Genomic DNA, 15,531 nt, shown 5'->3' on the forward strand with positions numbered 1-15,531 from the left:
CATTATATTTTCGTCAGTCTTGCGCTCAACCAGCCTTTTTTGGCTTCATCGAAGTCTTTTCTCGAGCAGGGAATACAGTTTTCTATATTATCATCATCCCCAAAATACCATAAATTACTGAAAGTATCTCTTTTGAAAGCATATTGTCTGTCATCGATCAAAACATAAAAAACTTCATAATGTCTTTCTTTAGGATGTGATTTCTGAATATTGATTCCTTCAATCAGGTACCAGATCATTTGTGCCAGAAGCTGATGATTGAGCTGGTTTTCAGAATAAATATTATAATTGAAAATACCTACGGATTTCAGATTTTCACTTAAACCTATTTCTTTCATATAAGCACAGATCTCTCTACGGTTTAGTCCATTGACCTGAGGATTCATAGAAAAAGCATCACTAAAGCTTTCAATGGCATCACAATTTACGGTTACCAAATCTGCCTTCCTGAAGAACGGTTCGGTTTTTTCCGTAGAATTCATCATTTCCGCCAAACGGATGATATCAAATTCTACTTCTTTAATCAGCTTTACGGAATCCACTTCATTCAAATGTTTCTGATATCCCAAATGGTGATAATTCTTAATGGAAAAATTTTTGGCTCCGAAGATTTTACTTAAAAAAGTATGTTCGTTAATTTCTTCTCCCTGTTTTAAGGAAATAATATTGCTGATCTGAGTATAATTGATATTTTTCTGATGAAAGTTTAAGGCAGAAAACAACGAAAAAGCAAAATCATTGGACCCGCCGATGATAACGGGAATGGCTCTGTTATAGTGACAAGCTGACAAAACTTCCTGAAGAATATAATGGGTATCCTGAATGCTTTTCCCGGAAACCAGATCGCCCAAATCCACTACGGGAATTTCAAAATCCAGTTGCGAAAGCCTGTAAAATTCTTTCCTCACCGCTGTAAAATCCTGAACTTCGGCCTCTCCGTTCGCTCCTCTATAATCTGAAATAAAAAGAAGAACAATGCTGTCTTCCTTGATTTCCTTCGCAATCCTGTTCCCGATTTGCCAGTTTTCAGTTTTAAAATTTCTTGGCGAAATGATAAAATCTTCAAAATCCATATTTTTTAATTTGAAAATTTAAGAATGTGATAATTTGCTACTTTACTTCTATATAATTAGGTTCCGCCTTCCAAATCCTGTATTCTACATTCATATTCTCAGGAACATAATATCTATAGGTAAAAATACTGCTGTACTCTATAAGGATCGGCTTGGAACTGTATATTTTTTTTCGGACTTTTTTAGCCCCACATGTCCCCTTGCTTCTGACAACAACGTCATATATGTCTTTATCAATAACATAATAAGGATATGCGTGCGGAGGTTTAAGATAACGTGTTTCAAAATCCGGCATAGTAAAACTTCCCTTTTCACAATCCAGCATTTCATACATCATGCTGAAATTGATCTCAACTTTATAATCGTCCTCGTTTTTAATCTTTGGAAGCTTTATATCTACTCTTTTAAAGCCTTCTTTGGGCTCCGGATACGCTATTTCTTCCTGCCCAAAGGTGTAAATTCCTAAAGCAAGCAAGACCAAACAAAAAATCCTTACCATGAAATACATTTTCGCAAACATACAAAAACCTCATCAAAATCAATCTTCTTATCATCCTTTAATTCACAAAAAAGCCATTAACAGGCTTTGTTAATGGCTCCTATTTTATAATAAAATTTTTATTTCTTTTTAGTGGCTGCCTTTTTAGCAGTGGTTTTCTTCGCAGCCGGCTTCTTTTTCTCAACAAAGGCATTTTTATCCTGATCCGTAATCCATTTTTTTACCTCTTCCAAAGAAACTTCTTTCAATTCTTCCGCTGCATATTTGGTATCATCCTTTTTCTTCGGAATTTTGAACATTCCTTTTCCGAATTTGATGAAAGGTCCCCATCTTCCGTTCTCAATGGAAATTTTTTCTTTTTCCCACTGTTGGATATATCTGTTGGCTTCTTTTTCCAGTTTAGCCTCGATCAGTTCATTGATATCGTTTTGTGAAAGATTCTCGAAATTATATTTTTTCGGAACATTCACAAAAATGTCTTTGTATTTGATGAATGGCCCGAATCTTCCCGTTCCTTTCGTCACAGGCTCTCCTTTGAAGGTAGCGATCGGGGCATCCGCTTTTTTCTTTTCGTTGATGATTTCTTCCGCACGCTGCTGGTTTACAGACAACGGGTCTTCTCCCTTCGGAATACTGATGAATGTTTCGCCCCATTTTACGTAAGGCCCGAATCTTCCTACTCCTACGGAAACGCTTTGTCCTTCGAAATCATTCAGTTCAAAGGGAAGCTTGAATAATTCCAATGCTTCTTCCAATGAAATGGTGGCAATATTCTGACCTGCCATTAATGACGCGAAAACCGGTTTTTCCTCATCATCCGTTTCACCGATCTGGATCATGGCCCCGAATCTTCCGATTCTTGCATGAACATTTTTACCTGTTTTCGGATCAATTCCTAATAACCTGTCTCCGGTAGCACGGTCTGCATTTTCTTCTACATCTTCAATTCTCGGATGGAATTTGGAGTAGAAATCCGTCATCATTTCTTTCCATTTTTGTTCTCCGTTCGCAATTTCATCGAACCCTTCCTCCACTCTTGCCGTGAAGCCATAATCTAAGATTTCTTTGAAATTATCAGTAAGGAAGTCATTCACAACCTCTCCAATATCTGTAGGAACGAATTTATTTTTATCGCCCCCGAATTTTTCTTCAAGGATCGCTTTTTTGATGATACCTTTTGCCAGAGACATTTTAAGAACTTCGCGGGTTTGCGGTTCGATCTCGCGCTTATCTACGTACTCACGGTTTTGAATGGTCTGAATCGTAGGTGCATAGGTAGAAGGACGGCCAATTCCCAATTCTTCAAGCTTTCTTACCAATCCTGCTTCCGTATATCTTGCGCTCGGCCTTGTGAATTTTTCTGCTGCGATAATCGTTTTATAGCTTAAAACTTCACCAACGCTTACTTTTGGCAATAGCTTTTCGTTGCTTTCCTCATCATCTTCTTCTGTTTTAACGATTCCATAAGCTTTTAAGAAACCATCGAAAATTATAACTTCTCCTTGTGCTTCAAATTGCTGTGGCAGCTTTGAATTTCCGATCTCAATAACCGTTTTTTCAATTTTAGCATTCGCCATCTGAGAAGCAAGTGTTCTTCTGTAAATCAATTGGTATAATTTGTTCAATTGATTATCTCCAATGCTTTTCACTGAAAAATCTGTCGGGCGGATCGCTTCGTGAGCTTCCTGCGCAGAAGCTGATTTGGTAGTATAGTTTCTCGGAGCAGAATATTCTGCTCCGTATTCTGACTGAATCTGATTTTTTGCTCCTTCAATGGCTTCTTGGGAAAGATTTACTGAGTCGGTTCTCATATAGGTAATATGCCCTTCTTCATACAATGTCTGCGCCAGACGCATCGTGGTCGTCACATTATATCCCAGTCTTGAAGAAGCTTCCTGTTGAAGTGTAGAAGTAGTAAATGGAGCGGATGCCGAACGTGTTCCCGGTTTTGTCTCCACATTCAGAACTTTGAATTCCGTAGTTTTTGCCAATTCAAGGAATTGCTCCGCCTGCTCTTCTTTTTCGAAGTCTTTTTTCAGCTTTGCGGCAATTTCCTGCTCATTTTTATTCAGAAAGATCCCGTCTAATTTGAAGCTCGCTTTCGGAACGAATTCACGGATCTCTTTTTCTCTTTCTACAATTAATCGTACGGCAACAGACTGTACCCTTCCCGCAGATAATCCCGGTTTTACTTTTTTCCAAAGAACCGGTGACATTTCAAAACCTACGATCCTGTCTAAGACTCTTCTTGCCTGTTGAGCATTAACAAGGTTCTGGTCTATATCTCTTGGATTATCAATCGCTTTTAAAATGGCGTTTTTGGTAATCTCGTGGAAGACGATTCTTCTTCTGTTTTCCGGCTTCAATTTTAATTCGTCCGCTAAATGCCAAGCAATCGCTTCTCCTTCGCGGTCTTCATCGGAAGCCAGCCAAACCATATCGGCTTTTTTTACAGCGGCTTTCAATTCTGTAACCAATTTCTTTTTGTCTGCCGAAACTTCATAATCCGGACTGAAAGTAGCCAAATCAATTCCCATTCCTTTTTTAGGTAAATCCCGAATGTGTCCGAAACTGGATTTCACTTCGAAATCCCTCCCTAAATATTTCTGAATAGTTTTTGCTTTTGCCGGAGACTCTACGATTACTAAATTTTTCGACATTCTAAAAAATTTTTGCAAAAGTAAAGTTTTTTTATCAGATAGATTTTTTTAATCACATTTTATTTAACAATTCTAAAGGGGCAATGAAGATTCTGTAGATGATTCCTTCGAATGTGAATCCTTTTCCGGACATTTCAACTCTGTAAATTAATGACAATATGATGATGAATAATGTAATATAGAATTTCTTGTTCACCACAATGGGCTCATAAGCAAATAGAGAGCCTCTTTTCCGCAATAGCAAAGCAAAAAGAACAATGATCAGCATCATATGAATATACATCCATCTTCCCCAATCAATAGCCAGATAAAACAATGGCAACGAAAATAAAAATGCCCCCGCCAATAAAATAGATAATAACTTTCGGTTGTTTAGATATTTTAAATAATAGCCAACATGGAATACACTTATTGCTAAGCTGATAAAATAGAGCCGGTATTCTTTGATATGTTCTTTTATATAAAGCCTTTCATCTATATCCCAATAGAAAATACCATAGGTGGGATGCACTCCTCTTTGGTTCAGAAACTGGAGCGACATTCCCTCATTCACATTTTTTCCAAATAGAATGATTAACACTGCGGGAATACCTGCGGCAAGAAAATATTTGATATATCGTGTAATTTCAAGTTTTCCCGTTTTTGCATACAGCGCAATAGCAAAATAAGGGACATAAAACAAAGTTATTTCATGTAGCAAAGTACTGATACAAAGCAGAACACAGAAGAGATATTCCTTATATTTTGAAAGTTTATCGTTATCCAAAAGGCAGACAAACCATGTGAATAAAAGAAAGACGATAAATTCTTTTTTCCCAACATAGGTAACCGTGTTTAAAAGCCCTATGAAACCTATAGAAGAAAGCAGTAATGACAAATATAAAAATGTTGTAACCTTATAACGGATCAGTTTGGTGTAATACCAGAAGAACAATAAAATAATGGAAAACTGGCAAAAATAGACCAGGTAATTGAGCCCGATTCCTGTGATATCCTGCAAAAGAAAAAAGAAGCTTCCAGAAAGCCCCCTCCTTTTAAAGCCTCCATCCTGGTAATTGATCAGCCAGTCTGCCAGGATATAGCCGTCATCCTTAAAGTTATAAATATAAGTGAAAACAAGAGTATAGACAGCCGTGGCAACAATGAGCAAATAAATAAGAATCTTACTATTGATATATTGTTCGGCTTTTTGGAACTTCATACGTGTGTTTTTAGCATTAAATGAAAAAGAAACATAAAAGCTGTTCCAGTTCATGTTATATATTCATCATTCTGAATTTCAAAAATATGAATTTACAAGTATCTGAACACTACTTTTATGTTTCTTTTACACCAATCGTATGAAACTTGTGTTATTCTTTTATGATTTTAACTATTGTTTCTTCATTGTTAATTCTCATCAGATAAGTTCCGGTAACCAATGCTGAAAGGTCAGTCTGTTTATTTTCAAATTTCCCTGTTTTTACAAGCTGACCGGACATATTATAAATCTGGTAATAATACCCCCTATCACCTGAAGCATTAATATATAATACATTTTTAACGGGATTCGGATATACGGTGATTTTGTCCGCTTTTATTTTATCTCCAATTTCTTTGTCCGTTAAGGGAGTCGCAGCCTTAGTAACCGGAAGTGAAGTGATCTGTAATTTTGGGATCACCCCTTCTTCATTTCCGTTGGCGTCATACTTTATCTTAACGCAACGGCAACTCATTCCGAAATAAGGATCATTATTATCATGGAAGGCAATGACCCTGTTGGCTGAAGAAGCGGCATCAAACAGCATATTGATAGGCCTTCCTATATAATTTGAATTCAATGCGGCCGTCCATACTCCAGGATACTGGAAATTAATGAAATTGAATGTCCCTTGTGGATTCTGGTTTCCCGTCACACTTCTGAATCCTCTGGAACCGGAATTCGGATAATTTCCTATTTTGTAAGAAGCATTATTAAATGCATAACCTATGGTAGAAGTGGTACTCGGGTTTCTGACACGGATACCTGAATAATCGTTAATAATGCTGTAAGAGGTTGCCACATTCTTATCTTTTTTATAAAAAGGAGTCAAGCCGAAATCTTTATTAGATACAATGGCAACGCCCGTGAGGTCCGGAATTCTCCATCCTGCAGGACATGGATCGAAAGGCGATTTTTCACCACCTCTTCCCCATCTGTCCGGAGCAAGGTTAGGTTCCGGCGACAACCAGTCCGAACCATTGGTATAATTAGGAACCGCGCTGTTGAAAGGTGCAAATGTGCTTGGAATCATATACACTAATGGATTACGTACAGAATAGGAAATCACTTTAGCTACTTTTTCCGAAACTTTATCGGAACTCTGAACATTGGATGCCCCTGCATAGGTATTATAGGGAACAATATAGCTTCCAGCCATATTATTATAGGCAGAATTAAGCAAAGTAGAATAGGTTACAGATCCACTTGCCGTTACATTTCCTAAGAATATATTGTAGGAAGCCCTGTTATCTGCAAATTGAAAAACAGGAAGCGGATCTTTTCTTCCCCACTGATAATGCAAGCCTGTTGCCGCTCTGATTTTCGCCATCTCAGCCGCAGTAGGAGTAAGAGGATTTACTACCTCCGGAAAAGCATCTGTAGCCCCTAAATTTCTATCCATAAACTCTGTTTGGAACACATTATCCGCTTTATTGACATAATTAACATAATTCGTAACAGAGGTATTCGGAAGTTCAGTAGTATAAGAATTAGATCCTACCGGAGTATCTGTTACCCAGATATGCCAGCTCCAATAAACAGGATTTGCGATATTCTCATTATGTAGTGTAATCACAGCGTTTCCGCTCTGATTGGGTTTAACTTCAACCAGGATTTTGGTATTTATAATATTGCCCAATGTTCCCGGAGAAGGGTTAACAATAGTAACTTTGTTGATCAGTTCCGTATTGGTAGACCAGAGAACATTGGCCTTTAAATTGCTGAAGCTTGATGAATTAAGAATCGGTTTATTATTCAAAAGCTCACTTTGAACAGAAAATGCCTTACTTACAGGAATTTCAATAGTCGAAATCACCGTATTCTTAACAATCTGATAAGTATTAGGGTTATCAATACCTTCTTTGTATTCGCCTGCTGAAACTAAATACTCAGTCGGGAAGTCATAATTATTAACTACATATAACGGATCTTTTATACATCTGCATCCTGCTGCATTGGAAGTCGGCCCGGATGATAATGGCGAGTACCAATATCTTCCTTTTACATCAGGAAATCCGGAGTCCGGAATATCCGGCTGTCCTTTATCCGGAATAAGAGATAGAGCTCTTGCCCCTACAGCCGGTGTACCATCAAAATGCCTTACCATGGTCGCCGTCCATAAAGCAGTCTGGTGCTGATCCGTATATTGTCCGTTATGGAAATTGCGGAGCAATTGCCCTGTTCCCGGGAAAACGCCCATATTTAACCCGCCTACATTGGATAAATCAAATCCAAAATTCGAATAGATTTTAAAGCCCTTCATAAAGACGGGGGTGGCGGTATCTGTCGGTTTGATGACATGATAATTATTGGCTTCAAAAACATTTTTGGGCATGTTGGTTCTTACTCCAAAAGGCGAAAAATCAATTCTCACATCATCTACATAGGTGGCTGACGCCAGATTAGCAACCAGTGCCGATGGAAGTCTCCATCCATTGGGACAAGGGTCAAAAGATGACTTATCCCTATAAGGTCTGGCACTATTATCGTCATTATAATTAGTAGAAATCAATCCTTTGGAGTTATCAGACCATAAATTGAGCTCACTAAGCTGATTAGCCGCTAATCCTGAAAATGTTCCAAACCAGTTAACGGGCAGATTCGCATTATTGTTATAATATGCGGGTCCTGAATTATCATCTTTATTGACGTAAATGATACTTAGCGGATTTTTTACCGACAATCTTATGTTATTGGTGACACTTGCACTCGACAATAACACAAATTTTCTGAGATCATCTATTTTTAAAGCATTCAGAGTGTTTACAGCTCCTCTGTGCCTTACTTTTCCTACAGAACCCGACACTTCATAAAAATCATTTCCCCGCCATACCAAAGGAGGTATGGGATCTTTTCTTCCCCATTGATATAGCAAACCCGCATTACGGTTCCAGTCTGAAGCTGTAATAGAACTGCTTATTGCTCCTAAGTTCCTGTCCATCCATCCCCAGTCAGCATCCGGAATAGCTTCAATGGTACCGTCGCTTTTTTCTCTTTTAAGATTACTGAAGCTTTTATACGAAGAACCATTCGTAGGGTCATCTGTAACCCAGATATGCCAGCTCCAATAAATTTCATCATTTACTCTGAAAACCACTACGGCATTTCCTTCTTTAGACTTATTAACAGGAACCTTTATTTTTGCATTAATTCCTGAGTCCACAATTTCCAATGAATATCCGGTTCCGGATTTTATCAGTCCATGTATATCTTCCCAAAATACATCTGCTGTCACCTTTCCTGCCGGAATACCTGAGCCTTTGATCAGCTCATTCTGTTCCCACATGGCATAAGCTTTCTTTACAGGAATATATAAACCTTCACTATCTTGAGATGGATCAAAAATATAACTGTTGGGAGCCTTAGTCCAATCCTGGGAATATACAAAAGCCGACACTGTGCAAAGAATTGCAATAAAAATTTTTAAAATTAACTTTTCCATGGCTTGTAATTATTTTTCAATTCGAATTTAAATAAACCGCAATAAAAACAGCATTTTTAATAAATAAATCTAACTTTAAACAATTATTAATTATCTTTTGTTAAAAAAAGCATTAACTTATGTTTAAAAACATATTATCTTTTGCTAAAAAATGTGTTATCTTTCGCTAATCATAATTACAGCCGTGGAGAATCAGGCTTTTACATTTTACTTTTACAGTTAATACACTGTTTATCGGTTTTACTTTAAAATGCTGATCTGGCGTGATCATACAATTTCTTTTGCTTGTTGTTTTAATTAAATTTTTCATATCCTTAAGTTTGTGCTGCTATCAAAAGTACAATATCTAAGCCTTTGCCATAAAACAATCATTTATTTTATAAATTAACCCAAAATAAATAAATTATATTACAAAGACATTAAAATTAAATGATTACCAATGAAGAAACAACATATAATTCATCCGTCGCAAAAGTATGTATTATTATTAAATATTGATAAAATATTTTATTTTCTTAAATAAATATTAATATCACACTATAATAAAAAAAGCGGCGCCTATAGGCGCCGCTTTCATCTATATTTTTAAAGCGTCGGAATTAAGGAAGAAGATGATTTTTATAAAGATCAAATGTAAACCTTCCTGCTCTGATATTATTAAAACTTGAAAATACAACAAAGTTAAATACCACCAGGGCAAGGATAAATGTATGGATCATTTTTTTAGTTCCTTCGGATACTACATACATAGCATTAGGAATCAGAATGTATGCAAATCCAATAAATGCACCCGCCAATCGGGACGAAAATATCGGGTTGTTTCTAAAAATAAAATAAAGACATATTCCTATAACAGCATAATTTCTATGGTATTCATAATAAGGAAATTTTTCCTTCATTTGCGTATCAAAAGCAAAAAGGAAAAAAGTAAGAATTGCCATCATAGCTTCCGGAATACCGAAACCACCATTAAGCCTTTGAACCGTTTCATCTATATACCCGTTGAATCCCATGGCCAACGTATTATCTGCTGCCACATTATTTAAAAACTCACCAAAGGCCCTATAGACCTCAAAAGGAGACAGAAATACTGAAGTAATGATCAAAATCAACATTACAGCTTTATTTAGAGGAATACGGGCGACCCAATACATGGGCAGGAAAAGATAACAAACGTTATGAATTCCACCTGCCAGATAAATACAAAGGAGATAATAAAACAATTTCCTTTCTTTGATAAATCTTATCGCAAAATACACAACAAATGATCCCAGATTCTGCCTGATCTGTCCGCTTTCCCCTATAAAAAAACCGGGAATAAACATAAAAGCCATAAAGGTAAAGGGATAAAAAGTATTATCTTCAATATATTCTATCTTAAAGAAAACAGCCAACATTGCTATAACAAGAGTCAAAATGTAGAACGGCGCATTGAAGACATTCAGCAATATCTTATTGATCAATATAAACAACCATTCAACTTCCATAGGCTGGGCACCTTCCTTACGGAGGGCTTTCAGAAAGATCGTCAGATAATCCTTAGTATCGGAATAAACATAAATCCCTCTGTAACTTCCATAATCCGGGCCTACCTCATCCCGAAGCCCGGCAAGAATCACCAGATAAATCCCTAAAAAATATAACCAGCGCTTTTCTACTCTTCCCCGATACACTTCCTGAAAACTCATAACAAGCATGAAAACCAGTGCGATTATATAATATGGATGCAGTAAACTCATTTATAATAGATGAACATTTTTAAATTTCTGTGAAGCAAGCACTATTCCTGTAAGAATTAGAGGTAAAAACAACCTTGCTTCCCAAAAAAGCCCCACTAAAGTAATCATAATAAGATAAGGAAGTGAGAAAAACAGGTATTTTTTCACTATTCCTTTTCCTTCCTTTTGACACAGCTGATACGCAAAATACATTGCAATCACCCCAAACAATAGCCCGGCAAGATTATATGGACTTGTAAAGTTTTTCATTAAATAAATTCCCTCAAAAAAGGAAGCCTCCTGGCGAATAGCCAACCTAAGCCCCACATACGGCAAAACAAATGCGATGACAAGGAGTAACATTTCTTTTATAACAGCGAAATCCCGTTTTCTGTATGTTTGGGGATCAAAGAAAATGGCTGCAAAAAAAGCAATATTCAGACAAGCGGTTTCCCTGGCAAATGTTGAAATAATGATAACAATCCCCAACATCATCAGATCTGTAGGTTTTCTCCCGTCCAGATAGGTGAGCGTGAAATAAACTCCGGATAAATAAAAGAAAATTGCAATCATGTCACAATTGGTGGGAACATATTGCAGTATCACCATAAAAAAAACCGCCAACAGATGAAGCATTCTTCGGATATGGATATTGCGGATTGCTTCAACCGGTTTAAGCTTAAAAATCTTATCCAGTATGATAGAGGATAAAATAAAAAAGAAAGCATTAATCAGAAAAGTGCTGTGATAAAAGATTGAACCGCTTTTCAGGAGGAAACTTTTAGCAAATGGCAGATAATGATCTACTGTATAAGTTATTATTTCCGTTACATGCACACTGAGAAAATTTGGAATTATTCTGTAGGCATATACCGACTCAAACATAAAGTCGGGTGCCTTCTCAGCCGTTTTTATCCAGGTTACATAGGCGGACTCAAATCCGTAATAGGATATAAAAAAAAGCAGAAGGGGAAATATTATTATAAATAAAAATCCGTTTATTTTTTCATCAATTGGTTTTAACATATCAAAACAGCATCATTTTTTGTAAAATTTTGTTTAAATATATTTTAAATAAGGGGAACTTTTGCAAAAGTATAAGTTTTTTTCATTTTACCTAGAAATATTTTATTGATTTTCAGTGAAAACTTATCGGTAAAACTTTTGAACTAATGCTTAAAAATTTAAATTTGCAAACCTGATTTATAATGCAATGCATCGCTTCTTCATTTATTTATATTACCTGATTTCCAAAAACAGAATTCCCGCTGTAGGGATTGCATTGGGTATTGCTCTATTGTGCGGGTATTTTGCTTCGAAAATCAATTTTGAAGAAGATATTAATCAGATTATTCCTAAAAATGAAAAGTCTGATCTTACGGCAAAGGTTCTTAAGCAACTCAACTTTTCAGATAAAATTATCGTTATTATTGAAAACAAATCCGGTGAAGACAGCTTTCAGCTTTCCGAAACCGCGGATACCTTTTTACAGAAACTGGAGCCTCTTCAAAAATATGTGGGTTCGGTTCAGGGGAAAGTAAATGATGATGAAATTTCAGAAACCTTTGACTTTATCAACCAGAATCTCCCTTTATTTCTGGACGAAAATGATTATAAGCAAATTGAAAGAAAGCTCCAAAAGGACAGTATTGCCCAACAGGTAGAAAGCAATTATGTTTCGCTGGTATCTCCTACGAGCCTGGTAACCAAAGATTTTATAAAAAAAGATCCGTTGGGAATTACCTTTTTAGGAATAAAAAAGCTTAATGCTTTAAATATAAGTAAAGATTTCAGGCTGGAAGACAACTACATCGTCACCAAAGACGGTAAAAACCTCCTGCTTTTCATTGAACCCAAAAATAAAAGCAACGACACTAAAAATAATGAGGCATTTGTTGATCAGCTGAATGAAATAAAAGACAATATCAATAAGCAATTCAAAGGGAAAACGGAAATCAGTTATTTTGGTTCTCCGGTGATTGCTGTGGCCAATGCCAAACAGATTAAAAAGGACATTCAGAATACGGTCCTGATTTCCATAACAGTGCTTTTTGTTCTGCTGATGTATTATTTCAGGAATTTTTTTACTCCAATTATTGTTTTTCTTCCGACAGTATTTTCCGTTTTATTAGCATTGCTGGTTTTGTATTTTATTAAGGATAAAATTTCAGCTATTTCTTTAAGTGTAGGAGCTATTCTTATCGGGATCACGATAGATTATGCGCTTCATATTCTCACGCATTACAAGCACAATAATAATATTGAAGAGCTTTATAAAGAGATCACACAACCTATTATATTGAGCAGCGCCACAACTGCCCTTTCATTCTTATGCCTTGTTTTTGTACGTTCCGAAGCCTTGAAAGACCTTGGACTTTTTGCTTCCATCACAGTAATCCTGTCCTCTTTTTCGGCTTTAATTATTATACCACAACTATACCATCCAAAAGAAAACGAAAAAAAAGAGAATACCAATTTCATTGATAAGATCGGTTCTTATCCTTACGAAAAGAACAAGTTTTTGATTATCGGGTGTTCTTTGGTGATTATTGCCTGTCTATTCGGTTTCAGACATGTTGGATTCAATGAAGATATTGGTGATCTCAATTATATCCCGAAAGATTTAAAGATCAGTGAAGCCAAGCTGGAAAAGCTTTCAGACATCACGTCCAAGTCCATTTATACCATTTCTTACGGAAACTCTGAAGAAGAAGCACTGTCCAGAAACTCTCAACTGAGCCGGTTTTTAGAAAAAGAAAAGCAGGAAGGCAAGATTTTAAGCTATAATTCTTTAGGGAATGTTGTTTTATCCAAACAGGATCAGCAAAAGAAAATAGAAACATGGAAGAAGTTCTGGAACGAGAATAAAAAAAATCAGACCATTTCTGAGTTAGTGAATAACGGAAACAAATTCGGGTTCAACCCATCCGCTTTTTCTCAGTTCAATGAGGTTTTAAGTAAAGACTACTCTCCCTTAAGTGTAAATGACTATGAAAAAGTAAAAGCATTACAGGTCTCGGAGTTTTTGAGCAGTGAGAATGGATTTCATACTGTTTCCAATGTTGTAAAGGTGGATGAAAAGAAAAGAGATGCCTTTATTAAAGATATTGAAAAGAAGCATGACGTTTTAGCCATCGATCGCCAGCAAATGAATGAAAACTTTTTAGGCTTACTGAAAAGGGATTTTAATACATTGATCAATTATTCTCTTCTTGCCATCATTCTGACCATCATTGTTTTCTTCAGAAACTTTGAACTGACAGTTCTTACCATGTTTCCGATTGTCTTAACAGGAATTGTAACGGCAGGGATTTTATACTTTTTAGGATTGGAACTTAATATTTTCAGTACCGTTGTCTGTACATTGGTATTCGGAGTCGGAGACGATTTCAGTATTTTCCTCACGAAGGCTATGCAGAAAGAACATACAACGGGGAAAAATGAGCTTCCCAAGTATAGAATTTCCATTATTCTGGCTGTTTTCACCACCATTCTTTCCATCGGCTCCCTGATCTTTGCCAAACATCCGGCATTGCATTCATTAGCACTGGTGGCTTTAATAGGAATGTTCTCCGTGATCATTATTACTTCCACATTATATCCGTTCTGGTTCAGATTCCTGATTATCAACAGAGCCAAAAAGGGACTTTCTCCAATTACATTCAGATTGTTTTTACATTCAGTGCTTTCCTTTTTATATTATGGACTGGGAGGATTATTCTTCTCCGTGTTCGGAAGTTTTTTTGTGAAGAATTCCAAAGGAAAAACATTAAACTTCATTAAACTATTAATGGCAAGGTTTTTAACTTCCGTCTTGTTTTCGAATCCATTTGTAAAGAAAAAGGTGATTATAAATAGCAAGGAAGATTTCAGTAAACCTGCAGTCATTATTGCCAATCATACTTCTTTCTTGGATACTTTAGCTATCGCCATGACCACTCATAAAATTGTGTATCTGGTGAATGACTGGGTCTATCAGTCTCCTGTTTTTGGGAAAATGGTAAGGGCTCTGGGCTTTTATCCGGTTTCCCAGGGAATAGAAAACGGGATGGAAAAATTAAAGGAAAAAGTGGATCAGGGATATTCTCTGGTTGTTTTCCCTGAAGCGGAGCGTTCTTACACTAATGACATCAAGAGATTCCATAAAGGAGCTTTTTATCTGGCTGAACAGTTCGGCCTGGATATTTTACCACTTTATATTCACGGAAATTCTGAAGTCCTTCCTAAAGGAGATTTCATCATTTATGATGGAAGCATTACGGTAAAAGTAGGTGACAGGATCAAACAAGATGATGCGGGCTTTGGCAATAATTATTCAGAGAGGACAAAGAAAATCAACAGCTATTTCAGAAGGGAATTTGCTCAATTGAGAAACGAGATTGAGGACGAAAATTATTTCAGAAAGAAATTATTCCTCACCTATCTGTATAAAGATAATGAAGTCGTAAAAGAAGTAAAAGAAGATTTTAACGCTCATAAATTAGTTTATTTTGAACTGAATAAGCATATCCCGAAAGACGCCACCGTTCTGCATATTGCGGATGATTTTGGACAAAAGGATGTTTTACTCACCCTTTATCAGGCAAGCAGAAAAATATTCAGCTGGATAAAAAATGAAGAAAAAAGGGAAATTGCAGAGCAAAATTATCTGGTAAAAAGAAGAAAGTTGAATTATCTCAAGAATATTTCAGAAGTGAATAAGACGATTGATGTGCTTTTGATTTCAGATGAAAGCTTTGAGATCAATACTATTTCAGCATTACCGGAAACCGTTATTTTCCTGAATGTAAAAGAACCTGGTTTTGAAAACGGCAATTATCAGAAGGAATTGGATACCGAAGCAATAAAAATTTTCAAAAAACACTAAATACATCTGAAAAGTATATTTTTGTAAACGTT

8 protein-coding genes are annotated in these 15,531 nt (G+C 36.3%); 1 reads left to right on the top strand and 7 read right to left on the bottom strand.

Annotated elements, in window-relative coordinates; all coding sequences use genetic code 11:
• Window positions 1-2: 2 nt before the first annotated feature.
• The 7 genes from ACGHIN_RS08245 to ACGHIN_RS08275 all read right to left on the bottom strand — a co-directional run bounded on the left by ACGHIN_RS08245 (window position 3) and on the right by ACGHIN_RS08275 (window position 11,469).
• Complete coding sequence (locus tag ACGHIN_RS08245) at window positions 3-1,073, bottom strand: formimidoylglutamase (RefSeq protein WP_390452459.1); 1,071 nt, start codon at window positions 1,071-1,073, stop codon at window positions 3-5.
• Window positions 1,074-1,110: 37 nt separating this feature from the next.
• Window positions 1,111-1,572, bottom strand: coding sequence for an ecotin family protein (locus ACGHIN_RS08250; RefSeq protein WP_390452461.1), 462 nt, complete (start codon window positions 1,570-1,572; stop codon window positions 1,111-1,113).
• 119 nt (window positions 1,573-1,691) lie between these two features.
• Complete coding sequence (gene topA, locus ACGHIN_RS08255) at window positions 1,692-4,232, bottom strand: type I DNA topoisomerase (protein ID WP_390452463.1); 2,541 nt, start codon at window positions 4,230-4,232, stop codon at window positions 1,692-1,694.
• Window positions 4,233-4,284: 52 nt separating this feature from the next.
• Window positions 4,285-5,433: a hypothetical protein gene (locus tag ACGHIN_RS08260; RefSeq protein ID WP_390452464.1), complete on the bottom strand. Its 1,149-nt coding sequence runs from the start codon at window positions 5,431-5,433 to the stop codon at window positions 4,285-4,287.
• A gap of 151 nt (window positions 5,434-5,584) precedes the next feature.
• Window positions 5,585-8,914 (bottom strand): T9SS type A sorting domain-containing protein, encoded by a 3,330-nt coding sequence (locus ACGHIN_RS08265; RefSeq protein WP_390452466.1) that lies wholly within the window; start codon window positions 8,912-8,914, stop codon window positions 5,585-5,587.
• 599 nt (window positions 8,915-9,513) lie between these two features.
• Window positions 9,514-10,653 (bottom strand): EpsG family protein, encoded by a 1,140-nt coding sequence (locus ACGHIN_RS08270; protein WP_390452468.1) that lies wholly within the window; start codon window positions 10,651-10,653, stop codon window positions 9,514-9,516.
• A complete protein-coding gene (locus ACGHIN_RS08275) occupies window positions 10,654-11,469 on the bottom strand; it encodes a hypothetical protein (RefSeq protein WP_390452470.1) in 816 nt (271 codons plus the stop codon).
• A gap of 376 nt (window positions 11,470-11,845) precedes the next feature.
• Here ACGHIN_RS08275 and ACGHIN_RS08280 point away from each other — a divergent pair, with 376 nt between their 5' ends.
• Window positions 11,846-15,499, top strand: a complete 3,654-nt coding sequence (locus ACGHIN_RS08280; protein ID WP_390452471.1) for an MMPL family transporter — start codon at window positions 11,846-11,848, stop codon at window positions 15,497-15,499.
• The last annotated feature ends 32 nt before the right edge of the window (window positions 15,500-15,531 follow it).

Source organism: Chryseobacterium barbadense, assembly GCF_042849955.1.
Lineage (GTDB): Bacteria > Bacteroidota > Bacteroidia > Flavobacteriales > Weeksellaceae > Chryseobacterium.

Excerpts from the sequence above, each read along its gene's own strand:
- ACGHIN_RS08245 (WP_390452459.1), bottom strand. The coding sequence starts at position 1,073 with ATGGATTTTGAAGATTTTATCATTTCGCCAAGAAATTTTAAAACTGAA.
- ACGHIN_RS08250 (WP_390452461.1), bottom strand. The coding sequence starts at position 1,572 with ATGGTAAGGATTTTTTGTTTGGTCTTGCTTGCTTTAGGAATTTACACC.
- topA (WP_390452463.1), bottom strand. The coding sequence starts at position 4,232 with ATGTCGAAAAATTTAGTAATCGTAGAGTCTCCGGCAAAAGCAAAAACT.
- ACGHIN_RS08260 (WP_390452464.1), bottom strand. The coding sequence starts at position 5,433 with ATGAAGTTCCAAAAAGCCGAACAATATATCAATAGTAAGATTCTTATT.
- ACGHIN_RS08265 (WP_390452466.1), bottom strand. The coding sequence starts at position 8,914 with ATGGAAAAGTTAATTTTAAAAATTTTTATTGCAATTCTTTGCACAGTG.
- ACGHIN_RS08270 (WP_390452468.1), bottom strand. The coding sequence starts at position 10,653 with ATGAGTTTACTGCATCCATATTATATAATCGCACTGGTTTTCATGCTT.
- ACGHIN_RS08280 (WP_390452471.1), top strand. The coding sequence starts at position 11,846 with ATGCATCGCTTCTTCATTTATTTATATTACCTGATTTCCAAAAACAGA.